General features: G+C 48.7%; 22 protein-coding genes. 7 read left to right on the plus strand and 15 right to left on the minus strand.

Features of this window, described 5'->3' with window-relative positions; translation table 11 throughout:
* Nucleotides 1–67: 67 nt before the first annotated feature.
* The 7 genes from V8Q34_RS04230 to V8Q34_RS04260 form a co-directional block, all read right to left on the minus strand.
* Nucleotides 68–2,107: an ABC transporter permease gene (locus V8Q34_RS04230; protein WP_335834888.1), complete on the minus strand. Its 2,040-nt coding sequence runs from the start codon at nt 2,105–2,107 to the stop codon at nt 68–70.
* Entirely contained in the window at nt 2,097–2,864 is a 768-nt protein-coding gene (locus V8Q34_RS04235) for an ABC transporter ATP-binding protein (RefSeq protein ID WP_256139602.1), read from the minus strand. Before V8Q34_RS04235 ends, V8Q34_RS04230 begins: the two co-directional genes overlap by 11 nt.
* A gap of 68 nt (nt 2,865–2,932) precedes the next feature.
* The gene (locus V8Q34_RS04240) at nt 2,933–3,943 is read right to left on the minus strand and encodes a sensor histidine kinase (protein WP_335834889.1); all 1,011 of its coding nucleotides are present in this window, start codon (nt 3,941–3,943) and stop codon (nt 2,933–2,935) included.
* Nucleotides 3,940–4,608 carry a response regulator transcription factor gene (locus V8Q34_RS04245; protein ID WP_033139603.1) on the minus strand — a complete coding sequence of 223 codons (669 nt, stop codon included), beginning with the start codon at nt 4,606–4,608 and terminating at the stop codon, nt 3,940–3,942. The genes V8Q34_RS04240 and V8Q34_RS04245 overlap by 4 nt, the downstream gene beginning before the upstream one ends.
* The gene (locus V8Q34_RS04250; protein ID WP_335834890.1) at nt 4,580–6,031 is read right to left on the minus strand and encodes an NAD(P)/FAD-dependent oxidoreductase; all 1,452 of its coding nucleotides are present in this window, start codon (nt 6,029–6,031) and stop codon (nt 4,580–4,582) included. Before V8Q34_RS04250 ends, V8Q34_RS04245 begins: the two co-directional genes overlap by 29 nt.
* 119 nt (nt 6,032–6,150) lie before the next feature.
* Entirely contained in the window at nt 6,151–6,714 is a 564-nt protein-coding gene (locus V8Q34_RS04255; protein WP_033139601.1) for a chromate transporter, read from the minus strand.
* Nucleotides 6,707–7,276, minus strand: coding sequence for a chromate transporter (locus V8Q34_RS04260; protein ID WP_148393880.1), 570 nt, complete (start codon nt 7,274–7,276; stop codon nt 6,707–6,709). Before V8Q34_RS04260 ends, V8Q34_RS04255 begins: the two co-directional genes overlap by 8 nt.
* A gap of 112 nt (nt 7,277–7,388) precedes the next feature.
* On the opposite strand from V8Q34_RS04260, the gene V8Q34_RS04265 reads away from it, so the two are divergent.
* The 4 genes from V8Q34_RS04265 to V8Q34_RS04280 all read left to right on the plus strand — a co-directional run bounded on the left by V8Q34_RS04265 (nt 7,389) and on the right by V8Q34_RS04280 (nt 10,234).
* Nucleotides 7,389–8,273, plus strand: a complete 885-nt coding sequence (locus V8Q34_RS04265) for a LysR family transcriptional regulator (protein ID WP_227210523.1) — start codon at nt 7,389–7,391, stop codon at nt 8,271–8,273.
* Between the two features lie 70 nt (nt 8,274–8,343).
* Complete coding sequence (locus V8Q34_RS04270) at nt 8,344–8,721, plus strand: GntR family transcriptional regulator (RefSeq protein WP_033139599.1); 378 nt, start codon at nt 8,344–8,346, stop codon at nt 8,719–8,721.
* 2 nt (nt 8,722–8,723) lie between these two features.
* Nucleotides 8,724–9,587 carry an ABC transporter ATP-binding protein gene (locus V8Q34_RS04275; protein WP_033139598.1) on the plus strand — a complete coding sequence of 288 codons (864 nt, stop codon included), beginning with the start codon at nt 8,724–8,726 and terminating at the stop codon, nt 9,585–9,587.
* Nucleotides 9,584–10,234 (plus strand): ABC-2 transporter permease, encoded by a 651-nt coding sequence (locus V8Q34_RS04280; RefSeq protein ID WP_227244819.1) that lies wholly within the window; start codon nt 9,584–9,586, stop codon nt 10,232–10,234. Before V8Q34_RS04275 ends, V8Q34_RS04280 begins: the two co-directional genes overlap by 4 nt.
* A gap of 59 nt (nt 10,235–10,293) precedes the next feature.
* On the opposite strand, the gene V8Q34_RS04285 is transcribed toward V8Q34_RS04280, so the two are convergent.
* Nucleotides 10,294–12,741: an excinuclease ABC subunit UvrA gene (locus tag V8Q34_RS04285; protein ID WP_335834891.1), complete on the minus strand. Its 2,448-nt coding sequence runs from the start codon at nt 12,739–12,741 to the stop codon at nt 10,294–10,296.
* A 169-nt stretch (nt 12,742–12,910) separates the two neighbouring features.
* Between V8Q34_RS04285 and V8Q34_RS04290 the strand changes: the two genes are divergently transcribed.
* Together V8Q34_RS04290 and V8Q34_RS04295 are read left to right on the plus strand one after the other, a co-directional pair.
* Entirely contained in the window at nt 12,911–14,236 is a 1,326-nt protein-coding gene (locus tag V8Q34_RS04290; protein WP_335834892.1) for an MATE family efflux transporter, read from the plus strand.
* The gene (locus V8Q34_RS04295; RefSeq protein WP_335834893.1) at nt 14,233–15,195 is read left to right on the plus strand and encodes a phosphotransferase family protein; all 963 of its coding nucleotides are present in this window, start codon (nt 14,233–14,235) and stop codon (nt 15,193–15,195) included. The genes V8Q34_RS04290 and V8Q34_RS04295 overlap by 4 nt, the downstream gene beginning before the upstream one ends.
* Here the strand turns inward: V8Q34_RS04295 and abc-f are convergent.
* The 7 genes from abc-f to V8Q34_RS04330 all read right to left on the minus strand — a co-directional run bounded on the left by abc-f (nt 15,192) and on the right by V8Q34_RS04330 (nt 21,395).
* On the minus strand, nt 15,192–16,715 hold the full coding sequence (gene abc-f, locus V8Q34_RS04300) for a ribosomal protection-like ABC-F family protein (RefSeq protein ID WP_335834894.1): 1,524 nt from the start codon (nt 16,713–16,715) through the stop codon (nt 15,192–15,194). The genes V8Q34_RS04295 and abc-f overlap by 4 nt on opposite strands.
* Before the next feature lie 390 nt (nt 16,716–17,105).
* A complete protein-coding gene (locus tag V8Q34_RS04305) occupies nt 17,106–17,537 on the minus strand; it encodes a hypothetical protein (protein WP_033139592.1) in 432 nt (143 codons plus the stop codon).
* Nucleotides 17,534–17,737, minus strand: a complete 204-nt coding sequence (locus tag V8Q34_RS04310; protein WP_033139591.1) for a helix-turn-helix transcriptional regulator — start codon at nt 17,735–17,737, stop codon at nt 17,534–17,536. Before V8Q34_RS04310 ends, V8Q34_RS04305 begins: the two co-directional genes overlap by 4 nt.
* Nucleotides 17,738–17,896: 159 nt before the next feature.
* The gene (locus V8Q34_RS04315; protein ID WP_225305316.1) at nt 17,897–18,859 is read right to left on the minus strand and encodes a D-alanyl-D-alanine carboxypeptidase family protein; all 963 of its coding nucleotides are present in this window, start codon (nt 18,857–18,859) and stop codon (nt 17,897–17,899) included.
* 134 nt (nt 18,860–18,993) lie between these two features.
* The gene (locus V8Q34_RS04320; RefSeq protein WP_335834895.1) at nt 18,994–20,154 is read right to left on the minus strand and encodes a sensor histidine kinase; all 1,161 of its coding nucleotides are present in this window, start codon (nt 20,152–20,154) and stop codon (nt 18,994–18,996) included.
* Nucleotides 20,132–20,827 (minus strand): VanR-ABDEGLN family response regulator transcription factor, encoded by a 696-nt coding sequence (gene vanR / locus V8Q34_RS04325; protein WP_033139589.1) that lies wholly within the window; start codon nt 20,825–20,827, stop codon nt 20,132–20,134. The genes V8Q34_RS04320 and vanR overlap by 23 nt, the downstream gene beginning before the upstream one ends.
* A 76-nt stretch (nt 20,828–20,903) precedes the next feature.
* Complete coding sequence (locus tag V8Q34_RS04330; protein ID WP_103732030.1) at nt 20,904–21,395, minus strand: sporulation initiation factor Spo0A C-terminal domain-containing protein; 492 nt, start codon at nt 21,393–21,395, stop codon at nt 20,904–20,906.
* A gap of 132 nt (nt 21,396–21,527) precedes the next feature.
* Between V8Q34_RS04330 and V8Q34_RS04335 the strand changes: the two genes are divergently transcribed.
* Nucleotides 21,528–22,151: XRE family transcriptional regulator (locus V8Q34_RS04335; RefSeq protein ID WP_335834896.1), on the plus strand; the 624-nt coding region annotated here is incomplete at its 3' end.

Genomic DNA, 22,151 nt, shown 5'->3' on the forward strand with positions numbered 1-22,151 from the left:
CCTCCTGTTTGTCATTAATTTAACATACTACAGATTCATTATAACTTTTTTCCGCAGAAAATACAATCTATTTCCTGTCATTCAGGACAAAATCACGGAGGTGGTACTGCTTTGTGCCTTTCAGCACATTTTTCTGGTACTGCAGGCAGGTGACCAGCAGATAACACCCGTACACCACCAGAAAGATCGCCACTGCTGCCCCAAAGGAGGCAATGAGCATACTGCGCTGTACCGGAAAGGCCAAACCGATGCCGGCCATATAGAGAAACAGGAAAAACAGGGGAAGTGCCATGGGAAGAAAGAAATACACGGCGCTCTGCCTTACCGTAAGTTTTCGGATCTCGGTGTCTGTGGTCCCCATTCTTCTTAACTGGTCATACTGATAACGGTATTTCCTGCTGCTGCTCAAAAGCTGTACTGCCAGAATTGTGGCACAGATAAAGATACAGATAAATGCAGCATAACAGCAGATGAAGGCTGTCATCATATAGATAGACTGCAGCTCCTGCTTCTGGCCTTTATAGGTACACGCCATAATAAAGCTGGGGCCGTCGTGGCCTGCGGTCTTTTCTATGGTTTTCTGAAGGGCATCCTGATAATCCGTGTCCTCTCTGTCCTTTACCATTGCCACATAACATCCTCTGGAATGTGTCATGGAAGCACAGGCAGCATCCGGCAGAATCAGAATAGTGCTCGTGCCGAATCCGCTCTCATTCATATTAGCCTGCGCAAAAGGCCCTTCCAGCACTTCGCTTAGACGGTATTTTCTGCCCCCTGTTAAAAGGGCGCGTTCTGCCTTCTCCAGCTTCTTTTTATAATAGGTTTCCTGGGTCTGGATCGCGTATTCATCCTCTGAAAGAGAGATGGGCTTCTTCCCGAGCAGTCCCCTGAGTTTGTTGTAATCCGATAATCGGATGCAGCGGTCCATATTGGTCTCCGCCGCCCAATCCTCGAATCCCTCCACTTCCTCCTGCTTGCGGCCGAGCATTTCCACGATGATGGTGCTGTCCTCCATCTGATAGATGTCATAGGCCAGGTCTTCTGTGATCTCGCTGTGTTTTCCCACAAAACTCCGGCATGTCTCTGCATCCAGTCTGCCATAATGCTGTGTAACTTCCACGTCAAAGGGCACCGTTTTCTCCAGGGCGTCCTCATAGGCATTTGCCATAAAGGAGGCGCCTCCAAGCCCCATAAAGGTGAACAGCAGCAAAATGGATAGGACCCCCAACTGTCTGCCGTTGGTGTTCAGACGGGCTGTGAGCTGGCGGTAGAAAAAGATATTGAGATGATGCAGCCTCTTTCTGCTCTTTTTATACCGAAGCAGTATCCAGTTGGCAAGATGCCGGTAAAAAAGCATAAGACTTGCCCCCTGCAGAATAATACCTGCTGCCATAAGAAACATGTTGGCAAAGCCTGAAAATACATCAATTCTTACAGTAAACGCCACATACAGACAAATCAGGCCCAGTAATCCCAGGGCCACGGCTCCTGTCATTTTTAATCGGATGTGTTTTCCGCTTTTTGCCCCTCCGCCTTCATTCTGCCTGCTGTAATTCATCAGTTCCTTTATTTTCACTTTTTTAAGAATCCGGTTCTGCTTGAAAAGGCAGAATACAAACATAAGAAAAAAGCACAGGACTGTCAGACCAATCGCCGGGAACTGAAAGGACAGGTCCATATAATAGGCTCTGTCAAACATTTTAAAAATCACCTGGCTAAGTGCCAGATAAAAGACATTTCCCAGCAGAATGCCTGCTGCCAGCGCCGCACTGCCGATCAAAAGCTGTTCAATGAGAAAAAGGCGGCTCATGGCCGGGCGCTCCATCCCCATGGTCATATAACAGGCAAATTCCCGGCTTCTCTGTTCAAAGATAAAATGAGTGATGTAAGTGATCAGCCACCCCAGAATCAGCACCACCATCACCGTCACGCATACGAGAATGGACATCATAGGCCGCATCAGCTTGCTGAAGGAATTTATGGCGTCGGAAAACAGCAGGGAGTTATAGGCAAAAATCAGGGTGATGCTCAGGACAAGAGTCAGCACATAGATGGCATAGTCCCCCATACTCCGTTTTACATTTCGTATAGCCAGTTTAGCGTACATGGGCAACATCACCGCCTAACATGGACATCACATCCAGGATTTCCTGGAAGAATGCTTTTCTGTCTTTTTTCCCCTTCCGCATCTCTGTGAAGATCCGCCCGTCCCGAAGGAAAAGGATCCTGCTGCAGTGGCTGGCTGTAAATGCATCGTGGGTAACCATGAGGATCGTAATCCCCATATCCCGGTTCAGTTCCTCCATGGTCTCCAAAAGCATGGCGCTGGATGCGGAATCCAGGGCCCCGGTAGGCTCATCTGCCAGCAGCAGGCGCGGTTCATTGACCAGGGCTCTGGCACAGGCACAGCGCTGCTTCTGTCCTCCGGAAACCTCATAGGGGAATTTGTTCAGCTCAGAGAGGATTCCCAGCCTGCCGGCAACCGCCTCCACCTTCTTTCCGATCTCTTCCTTCGGCGCTCTGCGTATGGTAAGTGCCAGCTCAATATTTTCCCCCAGGGTCAGGGTATCCAGAAGATTGTATTCCTGGAATACAAAGCCCAGGTTTTTGCTTCTGAAATGCGCGATCTCCCGCTCTGTCAGCTTTGTAATATCTTTTTTGTCCAGCAGGATCTGTCCGCCGGTTGGCTCATCCAGTGTGGAGATACACTGGAGCATGGTGGTCTTCCCGGAGCCGCTGGCCCCCATAATCCCCACAAATTCGCCGGGTTCCACCGTAAAGCAGACATCATCCAATGCCTTGGTCACATTTGCGTTCTCCCCATAATATTTGGAGACGTGTGTAATATTCAGTAATGGTTCCATATTTATCACCTCAGGTACAGGATATCATATCTGCTTTTTTCAATGTATCTTACATTCTTGCGGAAATCTTACTTTTCCGTAAGAATCGAAAGGCAGATGGTGAACCGGGTATAGACCCCTTCCTCGGAACAGACACTAAGGCCAATGCCGAGCCCGTCACATATTTTTTTACACAGATAAAGCCCCATACCTGTGGAGCGGCGATTCTCCCTGCCGTTTTTTCCTGTAAATCCTTTCTCAAAAACCCTGGGCAGGTCTTCCGAAGAAATGCCGCAGCCGTTATCCCGGATGTGCAGGAGCAGCTTATTGTCTCCGGCGGCGAGAAAGGAGAAGGCTATTTGGGGAACCTCCCCTGCCTTTTTATAAGTGACCGCATTGTAAACGATCTGGTTTAAAACAAATAAAAGTGCCTTCTCATCTGCATAGACTTTTGGTATGTCCTCCGGAATATCCAGGGAAACCCGGTTTTGTATCAGAAGCTGCTTGTTCATGGACAGGCACTCCCGGATTACCGCCCCTGTATCCACCTTCTGTATCCGAAAGTCCGAGTGGGAGCTTTCACTGCGCCCGAAATACAGGATCTGCTCTGAGAGGTGGTTCATTTTTTCCAGTTCCAGAAGTATGGCCCTGTTATCCTGCGTCTTTTCCCTTCCGGCAATGAGGGAGACCACGGAAATGGGCTGCTTCATATCATGGACAAAGGTTTCCAGCCGCTCCCGGTATTCCTTTTGCAGCCTTTGGGCCTCCTCTGTCTCCTCCAGCATGGATTTCGTACATTCTTTCATCAGACAGTAATAGCCTGCCTCCTCCCAGGTATCCGCATCCTTCCATACCATGGGAAAGAGATACTTTTTATCCAGGCTTTCCATTAAAACTGCCATTTTATGAAAATACTTTCGTTTTCTCAAAAAATGCAGCAGGTTCCACAGCACAATACCACCCATATAGGCCCCTGCAAGAGGGATGAGCTGCAGCCATGTAAGACCAAGGGCCCGCAGATACAAAGAGGCAGCACACAGGCAGAGCACCTGCACCAATACAGGTACTGCCTGCTGCCGCCAATACATACGCCCGCTCATATCAAATACCCCTGCCCGTACCGGGTAACGATCAGGTCTCCTGCGTCCAGTTCCTTTAATTTCCCTCTGAGCCGGGTCATATGGACGCTGAGCGTATTGTCATCAATAAAAACCTGGTTGTCCCACAGCTCCTCTATAAAATCCACTCTCCGGATCACTTCACCGGGACGGGCAAAAAGGCAGGATAAGAGAAGTGTCTCCTGCCTGGTCAGTATGACCTCCCGCTCTCCCCTGCACAGTTTTCCCTTGGCGGGCAGTAAGCGGAAGTCCTGCCACAGGATTTCCCTCTCTGTCCCCGCATCCGGGTAGCTGCGGCGGATAAGGGCTTCAATTCTGGCAAGCAGTATGGGCATTTTATAAGGTTTGCGGACAAAGTCATCCCCGCCCATGGTCATGCCGTACAGCTCATCCATATCCGTATCCCTGCTGGTCAGAAAGAGAATGGGGATTCTGGAAAAGCGCCGGATACTTCTGCATATCTCATATCCGTCCCTTCCCGGAAGCGTTACATCCAGGAGAACGAGATGGACCTTCCCTTCTTTTACAATATCCTCCACATCTTCAAAGCGCTCAGGCACCGCCGTCTCATATCCATGGCTTTCCAGGTCCCTGGACAACTCTCTTCTGAGCACCTCATCATCTTCCGCGATCAGAAGTCTCATCATTGGCCCTGTCTCCTTCCTGCTGCTCCCCAAATGTCTTTAATATGGCACGCGCTGTACTCAGACCGTTGGCAGATGCCTGCATCAGTCCTCTTGTAATGGATGCGCCGTCTCCCATAGAACGCAGCCCTTTGATATTTGTCTCAAATTCTGTGTTGACCAGGACTTTGTTGGAATAGAATTTGACTTCCACCCCATAGAGCAGAGTCTCATCGCTTGCAATCCCCGGTGTCACCTTATCCAGCGCCTCGATCATCTCCACCACTGCCACCATGATCCTGTGGGGTAGTACCAGAGATAAATCCCCGGGAACCGCATCCTTCAGTGTGGGGATAATATTGTTTCTTGTAAGCCTCTCAGCGGTCGTTCTCCTGCCTCTCTTAAAGTCTCCGTATCTCTGCAGCAGGATTTTTCCGTCACTTAACATGTTGCCGAGCTGTGCAATGTGCTTGCCGTACTCGATGGGAGAGCGGAAAGGCTCTGTGAAATTCTTGGAAACCAGCAGGGCAAAGTTTGTGTTGTGCGTCTTTTTGTCCTTGGATTTGTACGCATGACCGTTGACCACGGCCAGGCTGTTCTCATAGTATTCCGCGGAAACTTCACCGGAGGGGTTTGTACAGAAAACCCTCACCTTGTCATCAAAGGTTGGAGTATAGTAGACCAGTTTCGCTTCGTACAGCTTTTCATTTAATTCCTTCATGATCTCATCCCGGACTTCCACACGGACACCCACATCCACGGTACCGTTTCTCGTCTCTATGTGATGTCCGCTGCAGACACCTGCAAACCACTCCGAACCCTCCCGGCCCACACCGGCTGCGATCTGAGGCGCGTAAAAGGTCTCCTGTTTGTCTGTCACCACACCTTTTACTTTCCCGTCCTCAATGAGAATATCCTTTACCATGGTCATAAACAGAATTTCCACGCCTTCCGCCAGAAGATGCTCCTGCAGGCGTGTATAGATTTTATAACCTTCCTCTGTACCCAGATGGCGGATGGGGCATTCTATAAGCTTTAAATTGGCGCGGATGGCTTTTGTACGGATATCCCAGATGGCTGCCTGGTCATCTATTCCGTATACCTTCCTGTCCGCTCCGAATTTCAGGTAGATCTCATCCGCCTCATGGATCAGCTTCTCCGCCTTTTCATAGCCCAGGATTTCCGGCAGCGTGCCGCCCACATCCGGTGACAGGGAGAGCTTACCGTCTGAAAATGCCCCTGCTCCGGCAAACCCTGTTGTGATGGAGCAGGGTTTGCAGCCTGCGCAGACATTGGTGGTCCGTTTGGGACAGCGGCGTTTTTCTATGCATCTTCCCTTTTCGATCATCAGGACCTTGAGCCGCGGATTTTGGCGCTTTAATTCATAGGCACAGAAGATTCCCGAAGGGCCTGCACCGATAATGATCACATCATAATTTTTATCCATATTCTGCCTCCCTTGCTAACGCTTGTCGCAGTCGCCAAATGTGAGCGAGCTCCCACTTGGCTCGTTGCTGTCATTATATCATACTTGCGTCAGCGTGTGTCTGAAAATTCTTCCCGGCATTAGAAAAGTGTATAGATTACGCCTCCCACGATTCCCGTTCCGATCATGACTGCCACGGGGTTTGCCTTCCATTTGCGCAGCACGAAAAAGGAACACAGAAAGATTACCGCTGCTGTCCAGTCCGCTGTTTTTATTTCTGATATAACTGATGTACCGGTAAAGGACAGAAGAAGGATGGTCAGGGCGGCAGAGATGATCAGTCCCAGAGAAGCCGCCTTCAGTCCGTTTAATATCTCCATAATATACTCTGATTTATGATAGCGCTGAAACAGCCGGTACAAAAAGGCGGAAATACTGATGCCGGAGATCACACACCCAAAGGTCGCCAGAACCGCTCCCGGTATACCGGCTATCTGTATGCCGATAAATGTGGATGTATTTACAGCCAGGGGTCCCGGCGTCATCTGGGATATGGTGATGATATCAGTAAATGTCTTCTGGGAAACCCATGCGAACCGCTCCACCACCTGTTCCTGTATGAGCGGAATGATGGCATAGCCGCCTCCGATACTGAAAAGCCCGATCTGGAAAAATGTCACTGCAAGCTGCAGAAGTCTACCCATATATCTCACCCCTCTTCCGGAACCATACACGCCCGGCACAAAGGCCGCAGCACACCAGCAGGATCACCGCAATATTGGTATCTGTCAGAAAGCTTATGGCAAATACCACAGCGGTCATGGTACTCAAAAGCGGCGAACGCTCCTTCAGCACCGCCCGTGTCATATCCACCACAAAATCCACAATAAGAGCGGCAACACCTGCCTGCATTCCTTTCAGTACAGCAGCTATGACGGTATTGGCTGCCACCGCCGCATACCATTTTGAGACGACCGATAAAATGACCAGAGGCGGAATAACAGAGCAGATACCGCTGATGACAAGCCCTGCCATCCCTGCCGCCCGGTATCCCGCCAGAGAAGCCATATTGACTGCGATCGCCCCCGGGGTGGACTGGGCAATGGCAGCCATGCGGATCAGCTCCTCCTCATCAAACAGATGCTTTTTCTCAACAAAATATTTTCTTATCATGGGCACGACCACATATCCGCCTCCAAAGGTAAAGGCGCTGATAAACAGATTGATACAGGCCAGCCACAGCCATAGTTTTATTTTCTCTCTCATACTGAAATCCTCCCTAAGAAGACAGTATAACCCTTGTACAGCAATCTGTAAAACGATATAATATTGTCATAATCATTAATTTTATTCATGATAAAACAGGGAGGAACACTTTATGATGACACTGCGCCATCTCTACATCTTCAAGACTGTATGCGAAACAAAGAATTTCACAAAAGCCGCACAGAAACTATACATCACCCAGTCCGCCGTCTCCCACGCCATCCGGGAGCTGGAGGAATACGCCCAGACCGCGCTTTTTGACCGGCTCTCCAAACGTGTCCAGCTCACCAGAAGCGGAGAACTGCTTCTGGAAGAAATCCTTCCCGTACTGGCTGCCTGTGAGTCCCTGGACAGCCGCATAAAAAGCCTGGAAAAACAGGCTCCCATCCATGTGGTATCCAGCATCACCATTGCGATCCACTGGCTTCCGTCCATCCTTGCCTCCTTCCGGAAGCAGTGGCCCGATGTGACGGTACAGGTGGAGGTGGTGAGCGCTGCCAACGCACTGGAGACTCTGCGAAGCGGAAAGGCGGACCTGGCTCTTTTGGAAGGCTTTGTTCCCCAGGGGCCATTTTCCCACGTTTCTTTTGACAGATACCCGCTTCAGATCCTCTGCGCTCCCCAATATCCCTGTATACATACCTCCATGGATATGGAAACCTTCTGTTCAGAAAATCTGCTTCTGCGGGAAAAGGGAAGTGCCATCCGCGATGTGCTGGACAGCACGCTCCTGCTCCTGGGCCATTCCGTACACCCTCTGTGGGTAAGCGTCAATTCCCCTGCTCTCATAGAAGCGGCTAAAGCCGGGCTTGGCATCACGGTCCTTCCCAATCTTCTGGTAAGGGATGAATTGGAAAAAGGTACCCTGATTCCTCTTCACGTAGATGGGCTTTCTCTGGAAAATGAATTGTTTGCTGTATGGCACAGGGACAAGTTTCTGCCTGCACCCCAGAAAGCGCTTCTATCCTGTATTGCGCCCGATTCAGAAAATGCTTGACAGTATGTCATCGTGTGTCTATAATGTACTTATACAACAAGTACACTATAAAACAGAAAGGACCTGATACATGGAGATCATTATCAGCAGCAATACAAGCAAGCCCATCTATGAACAGATTACTTCCCAGATAAAAGCTCTGATCATGAGCGGGGAATTAGAGACCGGCGAGCCGATCCCCTCCATGCGGGCACTGGCGAAATCTCTGCATGTGAGTGTCATTACGGTTCAGAAAGCCTATGAAGATCTTCAAAGAGACGGTTTTATTGAGACAACGGTAGGCAGAGGAAGCTTTGTGTCCGCCAGAAACAAAGATTTTTATCAGGAAGAACAGCAGCGCCAGGCAGAGGAACACCTGAAGGCTGCCGCGGATATCGGACGCACAAGCGGGATCCCGCTTGACAAACTGACCGAACTTTTATCTATTTTTTATGAGGAGGAGGAATAACTATGGAGCCAATTTTACAAGTGGAGAATCTGACAAAACAGTATCCTGATTTTACGCTGGACCATATATCATTCTCGGTTCCAAGGGGAACCATTGTGGGGCTGATCGGAGAAAACGGCGCGGGAAAAAGCACCACTCTGAAAGGGATCCTGGATCTGATCCGAAAGGATGACGGAACCGTCCGCCTCTTCGGAGAAGAGCTGACGGAAGACAGAAAAGACATGAAAGAAGATATCGGGGTTGTATTTGACGGAATCCATTTCCACGAATCCCTCACACCGGCCAAGATTGAAAAAATTTCCGCAGCCGCCTATAAAAAATGGAATACCCAAACCTACCATGACTACCTGAAACAGTTTGCCCTCCCTGCAGATAAGGAGATCAAAACCTTTTCAAAAGGAATGAAAATGAAGCTCAGCATCGCAGCCGCCCTCTCCCATGACCCAAAACTCCTCATTCTGGATGAGGCCACAAGCGGTCTTGACCCGGTGATGCGGGATGATATCCTGGATGTGTTCCTGGATTTTGTCCAGGATGAGAACCATTCCATTCTCATGTCCTCCCATATTACCACGGACCTGGAAAAGGTGGCTGACTATATTGCATTTTTACACAACGGGAAAATTATTTTCGACAAAGAAAAGGACGAACTGATCTACCGTTACGGTATCATCCGCTGCAGCTCCTCCCAGTTTGAAAAGCTGGATAAAGAAGACATTTTAGCCTGCAGAAAGAAGGATTACCAGTGGGATGTACTGGTTGCCGACAGAGAGAAAGCTGCGCGCAGATATAAAGATTTTGTCATAGACAACGCAACTATTGACGATATACTTCTGTTGTATGTAAAGGGGGATGTCCTGTCATGAAGAGTCTGATCTTAAAAGATATATACAATATCATGCATAATATGAAAGCCCTGGTCCTGATGCTCTTTATCTTTCTGTTCATCACGATCCCGCAGGGCGGCGCCGCGGCCTATGTCATCACATGCTGCATCCTCTGCGCCATGATGGTTGTCACCACATTCAGCTTCGATGAGAACGCCAAATGGGAAAAATACGCCATGATCATGCCAATCTCAAGAAAAGACCTGGTCCTCAGCAAATTTGTGATCCTTCTTTGCTTCTGTCTGTTTGGCACGGTATTCGGCGGTGTCCTGGGAATCGCAGGCAGCGCCATAATCGGCAGATTTCATATCACCTCCGCATCTGAATGGCAGGAACTGCTGGCAGTCTGCCTTGCGGGCGTGGCGATTTCCTTCTTTCTCGGCAGTCTTGTCATTCCCCTGCTTTTTAAATTCGGAGCGGAAAAAGCCCGCACACTTATGCTCGCCGCCTTTCTGCTTCCCGTACTGCTCTGCCTGGGACTGTATTATCTTCTGAGAAGTTTTGGTATTGAGCTTACAGACAGCGTTGTCCTTCTGCTCACCTGCATTTCTCCTCTTATCCTCCTTCTGTGGACGGCAGCCATGTACCGGATAAGCTTCGGCATCTTTAAAAAAGCAGAATTCTGACATACCATATCCCCCGAAAACCGGCTGTATTCTACCGGCTTTCAGGGGATTTTTTTAATTCAGAGATATTTTGCCGTAACACTGGCAGCACAGGCTTTCATGGCCTCCGGCGTTCCCTCAAAAATCACGAATCCGCCCTTTTCCCCGCCTTCCGGCCCAAGGTCGATCACCCAGTCACTGTTTCTGATGAGCTGCTGGTTATGCTCCACCACAACGACAGTATTCCCGGCATCTGTCAGCCGTTCTAAAAGTACCAGAAAATGTTCGATATCTCTCGGATGAAGCCCAGTAGTAGGCTCATCCATTAAATACAGACACCGGTTATTCCCACGGTTTTCGATCAGCTCCTTAGCCAGCTTCAGCCGCTGCCCTTCGCCGCCGGACAAGGTGGTCAGCGACTGCCCAAGCTGCAGATAACCAAGCCCCACATCCTGCAGCAGCGCCAATATCCTTAAGATTTTTTTATGGTCTGCAAAGACATGGCGCGCCTCATCTACGGACATATCCAGAATCTCCTTAATGGAGTATCCCCGGTAAGTCACAGCCAGCACACCTTTGTCAAACCGGTTGCCGTTACACACCGGGCAGACCACTTCCGTGTTAGCAAAAAACAGCATGTTATTCTCCACATATCCCATCCCTTCGCAGTTTTCACATCTGCCTCCAGGTGTGTTAAAGGAAAAATGTTTTGCTGAGAAACCGGCCTTTTTTGCACCCTCCGTGCCGGCGAAAACATTCCTGATCTCTGTATAAACCTCTGAAAATGTTGCCACATTGGACCGTTTCATTCTGGCAAGTGCCGACTGGTCCGTCTCCACAATCCTGTCAAACTGCTCAAGCCCTGTGACACGGTTCTGCTGCGCATCGGTTCTCCCCTTTGCAAGCACCTGAAAGATAAGCGTGGATTTTCCCGAACCTGAAGGGCCGGTGACGGAGACCAGGCACCCTGTGGGAATATCCACAGACACATGTTTCAGATTAAAAATATCCGCATTCTCAATCCGGACAGCTCCGTCAGGCGCCCTGAATCTCATCTTCCCGGGCTGGGGGTTCTGCAGATAGGTTCCGGTCACAGAGGCGCTCTGCTGCATGATCTCAGCGATAGTACCTGCGGCGATCACCTCCCCGCCGTATTTCCCTGAACCCGGACCCATATCCATCACATAGTCCGCGCCTGCCATAACATCCACATCATGTTCTATGACAAGCACCGTATTTCCCATATCACGGAGCCTTTTCAGGATTGCCAGCAGCCCTTCTGTATCTCTCGGATGCAGTCCTGCAGTGGGTTCATCCAGAATGTATAGAATACCGGACAGCTCCGAATCCAGCGCTGCAGCCAGCCGGAGACGCTGCATCTCCCCTCCGGACAGTGTAAGGATCTGCCTGTCTAAGGACAGGTATCCAAGCCCCACCTTCATAAAACGTCCAAGCTTTGTCTCTATATCGAGCAGATAGGCATCTACGAATTCTTTTTCATGCTCTGTCAGTAAACTCCGCAGCTCCTGCACCCATCCGTATAATTTTTCCAGGGAAAAGAGGGAAAGCTCCGGCAGACGGATGCCCCGCACAGTCACCTTCCGGCTGATCTCTCCAAGCCTTTCTCCTTTACACCGTGGACACTCCACCACGTCAAAATATTCCCCGAGCTGCTTTGTATCCCCGTTTTTTTCTGCCAGACGTCTCCACAAAATAGGGTAAATCCCCTCAAACCTGCCCTGCGTGACACTTTTCGGCGGTTCACGGTCCGGAAAAAGCGCTTTTACCGCGCTGCTGTCAGCTCCCTCGTACAAAACTGCTTTCTGTTCCCGGCTAAACCGCTCTGCAGGTACACTTAAGTCCTGGTCAAGCCCATAGTGGGCAAAGGCCTTTTTCAGTACAGAGCACTGGTATTTTCCATATTGTTTTTCAAAAAAACGTACCGCTCCGTCCTCCAGGGACAGGGACTCGTCTGTCACCCGTTCCTTTTTTATGGAATGTATCTTCCCCAGGCCTTCGCAGGCCAGGCATGCGCCCTCCCTGGTGTTAAAAGAAAAATAAGTGCGTGTGATCTTATCCATCCTTCTGCCGCACGTACTGCAGTACATATAAACATAAAAATCATTTCCTTTTTTCTCAGTCTCCTCCTTACATGAAGAGGAGGAGATCACGCTGCCGCAGTGGGGACAAGTCCTGACCCCCAGCTTCTCATAGATCATCCGCAGGTCAGTATAGACATCTGTCATGGTTCCCACTGTGGAGCGCGGATTGCGGTTTGAGGCTGTCTGCTGTATCACAATGGCGGGGGACGCGCCCTGTATGCGCTCCACTTTCGGTTTGTTTATTCCCTGAAAGGCCATGGCTTCCAGATACTGTCTCTGACATTCATTGTACAGGACATCGATCAGCAGCGTGGATTTTCCGGATCCTGACAATCCGGTGAAAACCACCAGTTTATTCTTCGGTATTTCCAAGGAAATGTTTTTCAGGCAGCCCTCCCAGGCGCCTGTTATCTTGATCGTATTCATGAATACCTCCTTTTTTGCAGATTGGTTGTACAGGCTATAGCTATTTTAAATATTTTTCTGTATACTGATACCATAAAGAAAACGTAACCGGTCTTATACACGGTCAGCGCAGTAAATGCGCAGACCTGGCTGAACAGTTACAAAAAATCCTATTAAGGCGGTGATATGATTGACAGAAAACCGTTTGGGACAGCAGCCGCTGAAAAGCCTGCTGCTCACTATGTGCTCCCAGACCACATTTTCCCTGATCTTATACAGCATGTACGGCCTGACCGATGCCTTCTATGTGTCCCGGGGTGTGGGCGGGTATGCAAGCGCAGCCGTCGGCGTCTTCTCCCCTGTGACCGTCCTGATCGGGGGCATCACCACCACAGTCGGCTCAGGAACCGGCTCTGTGCTGTCCAGAAAGCTTGGTGCAAAGGAAAAGGAGAAGGCTGCCGACGCTGTTGGCTGCATGTTCTTTCTCTGGCTCATCTGCGCCGGGCTGGTCACGCTTGCGGGCCTTGGCCTGTTCGAGCCTCTGGTCAGACTTCTGGGCGCCTCCGGGCAGATTCTGCCCTACATACGTGACTACGGCAGGATTCTGCTGGCAGGAACCATTATAAGCACCGGATTTTCCGGCGTAATGCGGGCCAACGGAGACATCTCCTATTCCACCCTGCAGTGGTCTCTCCCTGTTTTGCTGAATATGGTGCTGGACCCGCTTTTCATCTATGTCTTTCATATGGGAATATCCGGAGCTGCCCTGGCAACTCTGGCCTCCCAGGCTGTTTCCATGCTTACCAGCCTGTATTATTTCTTTATACGGAAGAAGACACCCTGCAGGATTTCCCTGCGCCATATCCGCTTTCACAGAGCTTTGGCAGGGGAAATCGTCTCTGTGGGCCTGCCCTCCTTTCTGAATAACCTGGGCAACAGCTTTATCATTGCGGTATTCAACCATATGCTGGTTGCAGCAGGCGGTGCCATGGCCCTTGGCGCTTACTCTATCTTAAGCCGCATCACTTCTGTCCTCTTCACACCGTTTACCGGTATCATGCAGGGCATCCAGCCCATTATCGGCTACAATTACGGGGACAGAAACTACAAAAGAGTCCGGGATACGGTCCGGTGTGCCCTGAAGGCTGACTTTTTCTATGGCCTTGCCATCACCCTGCTTTCCCTGGCCGGAGCAGGCCTTATCTTCCGCTTCTTCACAGACCAGGAAGAAATCCGCAGGATTGGCATGCAGGCTCTGCGGATCATGAGCCTTTCCTTTTGTGTGAAAGGCTTTGTCCAGACAGCCGCAGCTTATTTCCAGTCAACCGGAAATGCAAGGACGGCCTTCCTTCTTTCCATCGGAAGTATTTGCCTGATCCAGCTTCCCATCCTGCTTGCTGCCGGCTTTTTAGGAAATATAACCGTTCTCTGGGCTGCATGCGCGGCAGGTGATCTTGTGACTGCTGCCTGGGCCGTCCGGATATACCAAAAAAACAAATGTGAGGTATCAATATGAAAAGTATGACAAAACACACACAGTCCGCTGAAACGCTGAATCAAATGGCACAAAAAGCCTTTCCCGGTGAAACCTGTACAGAGATTCTGGAACTTACGGAAGGATATTTTAATGTGGCTTATCTTCTGCGTTTTGACAGCGGACGGGAATCCGTTTTAAAAATAGCGCCCCCAAGGGATGCCTGTATCATGTCCTACGAAAAGAATATCATGTACAGTGAAGTGGCTGCCATGAGACTTGCCGCCGAGAAAACAGATGTGCCTGTGGCAAAAATCTTCTTTTTTGATGACAGTCTCACCCTGTGCAGCTCCCCCTACTTTTTCATGGAAAAGCTGGAAGGAAACAGTCTCTTCTCCCTGGCAGATTCCGTACCGGAATCCGTCAAAAAACAGATTCGCAGGGATACCGGAATGCTCAACCGCAAAATAAACAGCATCACAGGGGAGTCCTTCGGCTATATCGGCCAGCCCCAAATGCAGGGCAAAGACTGGTACACGGTCTTCTGCCGCATGATGGACATGGCCTTTTCCGACGCCAAGGCCATGTCTGTGGATCTGAAAATCCCCGTCCCAACCCTCAGAAGCTTTCTTGAAAACAGCAGGTCCCTGTTTGAACAGGTTACGGTACCCTGCCTAGTTCACTGGGACTTATGGGACGGCAACATCTTCGTGAAAAACGGCAGGATTTCCGGCCTCATTGACTGGGAACGCAGTCTTTGGGCTGACCCGCTTATGGAAGTGGGCTTCCGCACCTACGGACAGGACCCGGATTTTCTTCAGGGGTACGGTAAGGAATGCTTAACACCAGAGGAACAGCTCCGGGCCCTCTGGTATGATATCTATCTGATGGTACTGGTTGCCCAGGAGTACACCTACAGGCAGTATGAAACCACCCAGATGTACGACTGGTCCACAGGAATACTCACAGAAAAGTTTGCCGAGCTGAATCTCAGGCTCTAGATTGTGACCACCTGCGTGGCACAGCGGTTTCCAAAATCCCTGTCATGCTCAACCAACAGCATGGTTGGTTCATACTCCAGGATCAGTTCCTCAATCTGCATTCTGGAAAATATGTCAATGTAGTTCATAGGTTCATCCCAAATGTAGAGATGGGCCGGCTTCAGAAGGCTGGAGGCTATGAGGACTTTCTTCTTCTGGCCTTCTGAATACTCCTCCATGGGCTTTTCAAACTGTATCCTTTCAAAATCCAGCTTCCGCAGAATTGCCCTGAAAAGGCTGCCGTCCAGGGATTCCCGCTCTATATACGCATCCAGACTGCCCCTTAAAAAGGAAGTATCCTGGTTGATATAAGAAATTTCCAGCCCCGCTGCCAGCTCATGCTGTCCCTGTACACAGAAATCCTTCTCCCCGGGAAGGCGCATGCCTGCGTCGCGCAGGATCATTTTCAGAATACTGGATTTTCCGCAGCCGTTTTTTCCCTGCAGCAGAATGCGTTCTCCACGTTTCAGCTCCATACTGAAGTTTCGGATCACCTGATGGCTGCCGTAAGAAACAGAAGCATCCTTTATTCTGATATAGGTCTCCTTGTGATGGGTAAGGGGTGTCAGTCTGAGCTGTGCGGGCTGCTCCAGATTTTTTAAAAGCTGTTCCTTTTCTCTGATGGCAGTCTGCTGCCTGCGCTCCAGGTTCTTTCTTCTCTGCTGCATGCGCCTGGCTTTTTCCCCGATGTAAGCTCTTGTGTCCAGGAACCTGTCATGTTCCTTCAAAGGATTAAAACCAATCTTGGTGTTTTCCGCCTTCTCTGCCCAGGCAGAAGCCTTTCTGGCGGATTCCTCCATCTTTTTGATCTCCTGTTTCAGCTTTTCGTTTTCTGATATCTCATATTGGTCTCTTCTCTGCTTATTCTCCCACCAGGAAGTAAAGTTTCCTTTTTCCACCTCGATCTGATTCCGTTCCAGGGCCAGCACGTGGTCAATACAGGAATCCAGCAGCCATCTGTCATGGGATACCAGTATAAATCCCTTCTTCCTGTTCAGGTACGCACACAACAGCTCTCTGGTCTCCATATCCAGGTGATTCGTCGGCTCATCAATGAGCAGAAAATAATTTTCCCTGGAAAAAAGCACTGCCAGCATGACCTTTGTTCGCTCTCCGTGGCTCAGTGTCTGATACGGACGGTAGAGAATATCTGCCTCCACATACAGAAGTTCCAGTTCCCTGCAGATTCTCCACAGCTCATAGTCAGGCTGTATGCGTTCGATCACTTCTATCGTATCACGCTCCATATCCTCCTTTTGTATTTGAAAAGGAAAATAGTCGAATAAAACCGAACTGCTGATACTTCCCCTGTAGGAATACTGCCCCATCAAAAGCCTGAGCAGTGTGGTCTTGCCCTTGCCGTTTCGTCCGATCAGGCCAAGTTTCCAATTGGTATCCATGATAAAGGATGCCTCATAAAATATGTCGTCATAACTTCCGTCGTAACAAAAAGTCAATCCCGATGCGCTTATTTTTGCCATAATAGATCACTCTCCCAGTGGGCGCAGAATGCTGCTCTCTGCCATTCTGCCGCCATAAAAAAATCGCCTGTTACCAGACGATTTTTTATATCCATGCTTTCCATACACGCTCAATCAATTTACGGAATATGACCACATCTTAAAAAGGCGCGCAGCATAACCTTATGCAGACAGTAAGAGTATCGATCTCTCTCCTGCTGTCACTGCAGCTAAGCTTGTATTGGATGAATATAATCTATCTTCTGATAACATGACAAACCTCCGATACCCATGGTATCGTTCTTCCAGTTCCGCATGTTTTTAAAAAATAGATTATTTTCTCATCGTAGCACCTCTCTTTATATACTGGTGACAGCATATCACAGCCGGATATACATTTCAAGCCTTTCTTTACATTTTTCGCTCCAGATAGAAAAAGGCCACACTGGCAATGAGATACTGCAGTACACTGAGCCCTGCCAGCATTGCCGCCACCCACCATTCCACCTTCAACAGAGTGAGTATGAAGGCCAGAAGAAGTAAAATCATCCACATGAACATATACGACACGTGGGCTGCTTTGTCACGAAGAAACTTTTTACGTTCGTCAATGTAGTTAATCTTTCTTTTATGAAGCCGTTCTTCATACTTCTTTCTTCGCTTCGGCGACCGATAATAAAAATTTGAAAAAAAAGGAAGTACTCCGTTTGCAAAAAATGTGGCTCCCCCGACACATGCCATTAACGCATAATATTCATCCGATATTCCGGTAATTCCGAGGATAAAAAGAACACATCCGATTGAAATGTTAATAAAATGTCTGTTTCTTTCTTTTTTCGTCATTCTGCATCCTCCTCATATATAAAAATATCTTCAATTGTGACTCCAAAATATCCTGCCAGCTTAAATGCCAGCAGGATAGACGGATTATATCGTCCATTTTCCAGAGAACCTATTGTCTGACGGGATACCTGCACTGCCTCCGCCAGTTCTTCCTGTTTGATTCCCCTTTGTTTTCTCAATTCTTCCAGCCGGTTTTTCATGTTATCACCTCAATATGGAAAGTTTGCTTTCCATGCATTAATTATAGCACTCTTTCCCACAATGTCAAGTTTACTTTCCATATTTATTTAATTATGAAATGCAGAAAAAATCAGAGAATTTACACTCTCTGATTTTTTCTGCACTTTGGGAACCATACTTCATTTCCCTATTTGACTGTATATCTTCACCGCATCTTCCACATGATACTGTTTCGTCTCATGGTCTCCCCTTGCATGAGCCGTCACAAGAATGTACTCTTTTCCGTCTATGACTGCGAGACTGGCAAGGCAGAGTCCCGCGTCTTTGGTGTATCCTGTCTTTCCTCCCAGGATCTCGCCGCCTGACACTGCCGCGCTGTTCATCTCCCGAAACATGGTGCTGACAAAGGTAAATCCATCCGGATGGCATGCCGATGGATTGGTGCTGTGGCTGCTGCTGGTAAATACCCGGCGGAAGGTATCCGATTCCAGAGCGTACCGAAGCAGTACAGAGATGTCCCTCACTGTGGAATAATGGTTCTCATCCTGAAGCCCTGTGGAATTGGTAAAATGCGTATGCTCCATTCCCAGCTCTCCGGCCTTATCATTCATCATTTTCACAAAATCCTCCTCCGAACCGGCGATTCGGTCGGCAAAAGCCAGGCAGCATTCCGCACCTGAGGGAAGCAGCACCCCGTAGAGAAGATCTGTCCCCACAGCCTCTTCCCCCGGGCAAAACCCGGCCATGGACGCCCCTTCCGCGTAGAGGCCGGGAAATATGCTCTCCGGGACTGTTATGCTCTCCTTAAGATCCGGAATATTTTCGATTGCCAGAACCGCTGTCATGATCTTGGTCAGGGATGCCGGATAGATTCTGTCATCTGCCCCTTTATCCGCCAATATCTTCCCTGTCTTAAGCTCCTCCAGAATGGCATTTCTGCTGTTGATCCCTTTCAGGCTTTCTGTATCAGTCTGCTCTGTCCATGAAGACATCTCCCCTTTGTCCTGTCCCAAAACAAAATATGCAGAAAAGCCTAACAAAACCACGGACAGCATCACTGCCGCCAGTATCCGCCTCCTTCTCTGCCTTCTCCTCCTCTGTCTTTTTGTCATCCTTTTGGCCGTCTTCTCTCTCTTTTCCATTAGGTCAGCACTTCCTCTCTGCGTATATATAAAGAACTCCCCTGTTCTTAATGACATTATATCTGTCCGGGGAGTTCTTTACTTTAATATTCAGTTGATATTTTCCTAAGAAAATCCTAAGATGCTGCCATTTTTCAGGATTGGCGAAGAGGGAGTGACACATAGAATACCGTCAGTTCATCTTTGCTTTCTGCCCGCAGGGTTCCTCCGTGCTGTTCCACGATCTCCTTTGCGATCGCCAGTCCCAGCCCTGCGCCTCCTGTGTTGCTGCCCCGGGCCTCATCCAGACGGAAGAATTTCTCAAAGATGGATTCCAGCTTCTGCTTTGGTATGGTTTTTCCCCTATTTGCAAAAGAGATTTCCATATTTTCCCCTGCCTCCCGGGCAGTGATCCGGATCACTGTGTCCGGATAGCTGTACGCCACCGCATTTTTCAGGATATTGTTAAAGACCCTTGCCAGCTTTTCCGAATCTCCGTACAGTTTCAGTTCCTCATCTGCGCGCAGCTCTGCTGTATTTCCGTGGGCAGTGAGAATCGGATAAAATTCATCCATCATCTGCACCAGCATATAATACAGGTCAATGGTCTCTTTTTCCAGGGGTATCTCCTGTAGGTTGTAGCGGGTGATCTCAAAAAACTCATTTAAAAGGCTTTCCAGACGGCAGGCCTTGTCAAAAGCAATCCCCACATACTTTTCCTTCTGTGCCTCCGGCATATCCGGCGCCTCGTTAAGCAGGCTCAGATACCCCATCACAGAGGTAAGCGGAGTCTTCAGGTCATGGGCCAGATATGTCAGCAGATCGCTCTTGCGCCTGTTTTCCTCTTTCAATACCTGTTCGTGATGCCGCATGACCGACTTTACACGCTCCATCTCCGTTCCGATCTCTGCGTACTGCTGTGCAAACACATCTTCCGCCCGGGTATTTTCAGTATCCATATACCTGCGGATCAGCTTTCCCGCTTCTTTTTCTGTGTCTGCCACTTTACGCTTTGTATAGAAATGAATGGTAAAATAGATAACTGCTGAAATAAATAGCGAAACGATACAAAAACACTTCAGCAGAAAATCTTTCACCGCGAACCAGGAAATCTCCTGTTTGTAAAACTCCGCTCCTGTCGTTGTATTGGTCTGCACGGAAGTGGATACAAATTTGTCAGCGATCCAGTCCAGCACCAGGCCGTTCCCGTAAATATCCACAACATAAAAAATACCGAAACATATCATAAATATCACACAGGCGCCAATGATGATTTTTAAAAGAAACAAAATCTTATCCTTCAATTTTATATCCATACCCCCAGACTGTCTTGATATATCTCGGACTCTCAAAAGAGTCATTCATCTTCTCCCTCAGGTGGCGGATATGCACCGTTATGGTATTATTGCTCTTGCTGAAATACTCATCACCCCAGATCTCATGGAACAATTCCTCCGCGCTCACCACTTTTCCCTTCTTCCTGCACAGAATCTGCAGGATCGAAAATTCTGTAGGTGTCAGGGAAAGAGGTTTTTCATCCAGTGTGCATTCATGTGTCCTGATATTCAGCACAAGGCCGGAATGCTCCAGAATATCTGCATCCGCTTCATAACCGGAGTTGTACCTCTTATACCTGCGGAGCTGGGCCTTCACTCTTGCCACCAGCTCCAGAGGCCGGAATGGCTTTGTGATATAATCGTCAGCTCCGAGGCTCAGGCCGGTGATCTTATCCAGTTCCTCCCCCTTTGCGGTCAGCATGATCACAGGAAATGTGTATGTTTCCCTGATCTTTCTGCATATTTCCAGACCGCTCATACCGGGAAGCATAATATCCAGCAGGGCCAGGTCTATCTTTTCCCTTTCAATACAGGCCACTGCCTCCTCTGCTGTATAATATTTATAGACCTGATAATTCTCATTTTCCAGATAAAGCGCTACCAGATCAGCAATCTCTTTCTCGTCATCCACTACCAGTATCTTTTCTGCCATTTCTAATCCTCCTCCTTTCGCTATCATACCAGGAAATCGTTGAGAATTTATTAAATTTATCCTAAGTTTTTGTCTTTCAGTGTATAAATATCCGTCCGTCCCGGAAATATGCGGCAATGGAAGTGATAAACTGTCCGTTGCTGGGACGTTTCTGCACATAATGGTTTGTAATTTCCCGGTAAAGCTCCTGGTTGCCCCGCTCCCACATCACCTCTATGGCGTGGCGGATATTCCGCTCCACACTGGCCGGTGACGCGTTGCAGTCAGCAGCTACCTGGGGATACAGACATTTCATCATACCCTCCATGCTGCTGTTGCTTTCCACCTCCAGTTCGATGGCTTTCCTCAGATATGTATGCCCTTTCAGATTCGGAGTGATACCCAGCCTGTTCAGCAGGACCCCTGTACATGCCCCCACATCCTTTTCCATTCGTTCCTGAATGTAACCGGTTATATGTTCTGTATGCCTTTCCTTTTTCTCCTGGGTTTCTGACTCCAGCAGATATTGCAGAGCTATCTCCAGCAGCCTTCCCTCAGACATCAGTTCTTGAAAATTTTCACGATTCATGGTATATTTCCTCCCAAATAGAATATTTCTCAGTGGCTCAGTAAAACACGAATGTTTCTATTATAAGAAACCGGCATATACTTGTCAACGCAGCTTGCTGCCATATTATTCCATATTTGGAAGGAACGGAACATGAACAATAAAAAAATCAAAGAAATCATGAAGGCACAGGGTTATACCATTGAGATGCTGTCCCTTATCAGTAATATCCCTGTGGGAACACTTTCAAAAATCATAAGCGGCATCACCGCCAATCCGGGATTTGAAACCATGTCTGCCATAGCCACGGCCCTCAACTGCTCACTGGATGAATTTTCAGGGCGGCCTGCCACCATTCCCTATGATTACGAGGAATATCTCCGCCGTTTCAAACAACTGCCCGTCTGTCAGAAGGAATATATCAAATATGTCATTGATCTGGAATACGACCGTATGACACGTCTGAAAACCAATGAAAAGATGACCCTGAGGTGTTATGAATTCACCAATATTGTTAACGGCTGGGCCGAATTTGACAGTGTTAAGACGCATAACGTGACGGTAGATAAAAATCCGCTGACAGAGGACTGCACCTTTCTTGTCTGGATACGAACCGATCTGCTGGAGCCTAAATTCTTCAGAAATTCTGTCCTAGGCTTCCACCGCAATGACTGCCTCCGCCCCAAAAACGGCGAAATATGGATGGTGCTCCATAACGGCCTGCTGTTCATCGGAAGATTTTATAAAAATCATAAAAATGTCCTCCTGAAATCCTTA

It is taken from the genome of Blautia sp. JLR.GB0024 (assembly GCF_037000545.1).
In the GTDB taxonomy this organism is placed as follows: domain Bacteria; phylum Bacillota; class Clostridia; order Lachnospirales; family Lachnospiraceae; genus Blautia; species Blautia celeris.

What these genes read in the sequence shown, in the direction of transcription:
- V8Q34_RS04310 (WP_033139591.1), bottom strand. Translation starts at nt 17,737, where the DNA reads ATGAAAAACCGGCTGGAAGAATTGAGAAAACAAAGGGGAATCAAACAG.
- V8Q34_RS04305 (WP_033139592.1), bottom strand. Translation starts at nt 17,537, where the DNA reads ATGACGAAAAAAGAAAGAAACAGACATTTTATTAACATTTCAATCGGA.
- vanR (WP_033139589.1), bottom strand. Translation starts at nt 20,827, where the DNA reads ATGGCAGAAAAGATACTGGTAGTGGATGACGAGAAAGAGATTGCTGAT.
- V8Q34_RS04280 (WP_227244819.1), top strand. Translation starts at nt 9,584, where the DNA reads ATGAAGAGTCTGATCTTAAAAGATATATACAATATCATGCATAATATG.
- V8Q34_RS04265 (WP_227210523.1), top strand. Translation starts at nt 7,389, where the DNA reads ATGATGACACTGCGCCATCTCTACATCTTCAAGACTGTATGCGAAACA.
- V8Q34_RS04230 (WP_335834888.1), bottom strand. Translation starts at nt 2,107, where the DNA reads ATGTACGCTAAACTGGCTATACGAAATGTAAAACGGAGTATGGGGGAC.
- V8Q34_RS04250 (WP_335834890.1), bottom strand. Translation starts at nt 6,031, where the DNA reads ATGGATAAAAATTATGATGTGATCATTATCGGTGCAGGCCCTTCGGGA.
- V8Q34_RS04275 (WP_033139598.1), top strand. Translation starts at nt 8,724, where the DNA reads ATGGAGCCAATTTTACAAGTGGAGAATCTGACAAAACAGTATCCTGAT.
- V8Q34_RS04245 (WP_033139603.1), bottom strand. Translation starts at nt 4,608, where the DNA reads ATGATGAGACTTCTGATCGCGGAAGATGATGAGGTGCTCAGAAGAGAG.
- V8Q34_RS04320 (WP_335834895.1), bottom strand. Translation starts at nt 20,154, where the DNA reads ATGGATATAAAATTGAAGGATAAGATTTTGTTTCTTTTAAAAATCATC.
- V8Q34_RS04330 (WP_103732030.1), bottom strand. Translation starts at nt 21,395, where the DNA reads ATGAATCGTGAAAATTTTCAAGAACTGATGTCTGAGGGAAGGCTGCTG.
- V8Q34_RS04235 (WP_256139602.1), bottom strand. Translation starts at nt 2,864, where the DNA reads ATGGAACCATTACTGAATATTACACACGTCTCCAAATATTATGGGGAG.
- V8Q34_RS04270 (WP_033139599.1), top strand. Translation starts at nt 8,344, where the DNA reads ATGGAGATCATTATCAGCAGCAATACAAGCAAGCCCATCTATGAACAG.
- V8Q34_RS04295 (WP_335834893.1), top strand. Translation starts at nt 14,233, where the DNA reads ATGAAAAGTATGACAAAACACACACAGTCCGCTGAAACGCTGAATCAA.
- V8Q34_RS04315 (WP_225305316.1), bottom strand. Translation starts at nt 18,859, where the DNA reads ATGGAAAAGAGAGAGAAGACGGCCAAAAGGATGACAAAAAGACAGAGG.
- abc-f (WP_335834894.1), bottom strand. Translation starts at nt 16,715, where the DNA reads ATGGCAAAAATAAGCGCATCGGGATTGACTTTTTGTTACGACGGAAGT.
- V8Q34_RS04240 (WP_335834889.1), bottom strand. Translation starts at nt 3,943, where the DNA reads ATGAGCGGGCGTATGTATTGGCGGCAGCAGGCAGTACCTGTATTGGTG.
- V8Q34_RS04260 (WP_148393880.1), bottom strand. Translation starts at nt 7,276, where the DNA reads ATGAGAGAGAAAATAAAACTATGGCTGTGGCTGGCCTGTATCAATCTG.
- V8Q34_RS04255 (WP_033139601.1), bottom strand. Translation starts at nt 6,714, where the DNA reads ATGGGTAGACTTCTGCAGCTTGCAGTGACATTTTTCCAGATCGGGCTT.
- V8Q34_RS04285 (WP_335834891.1), bottom strand. Translation starts at nt 12,741, where the DNA reads ATGAATACGATCAAGATAACAGGCGCCTGGGAGGGCTGCCTGAAAAAC.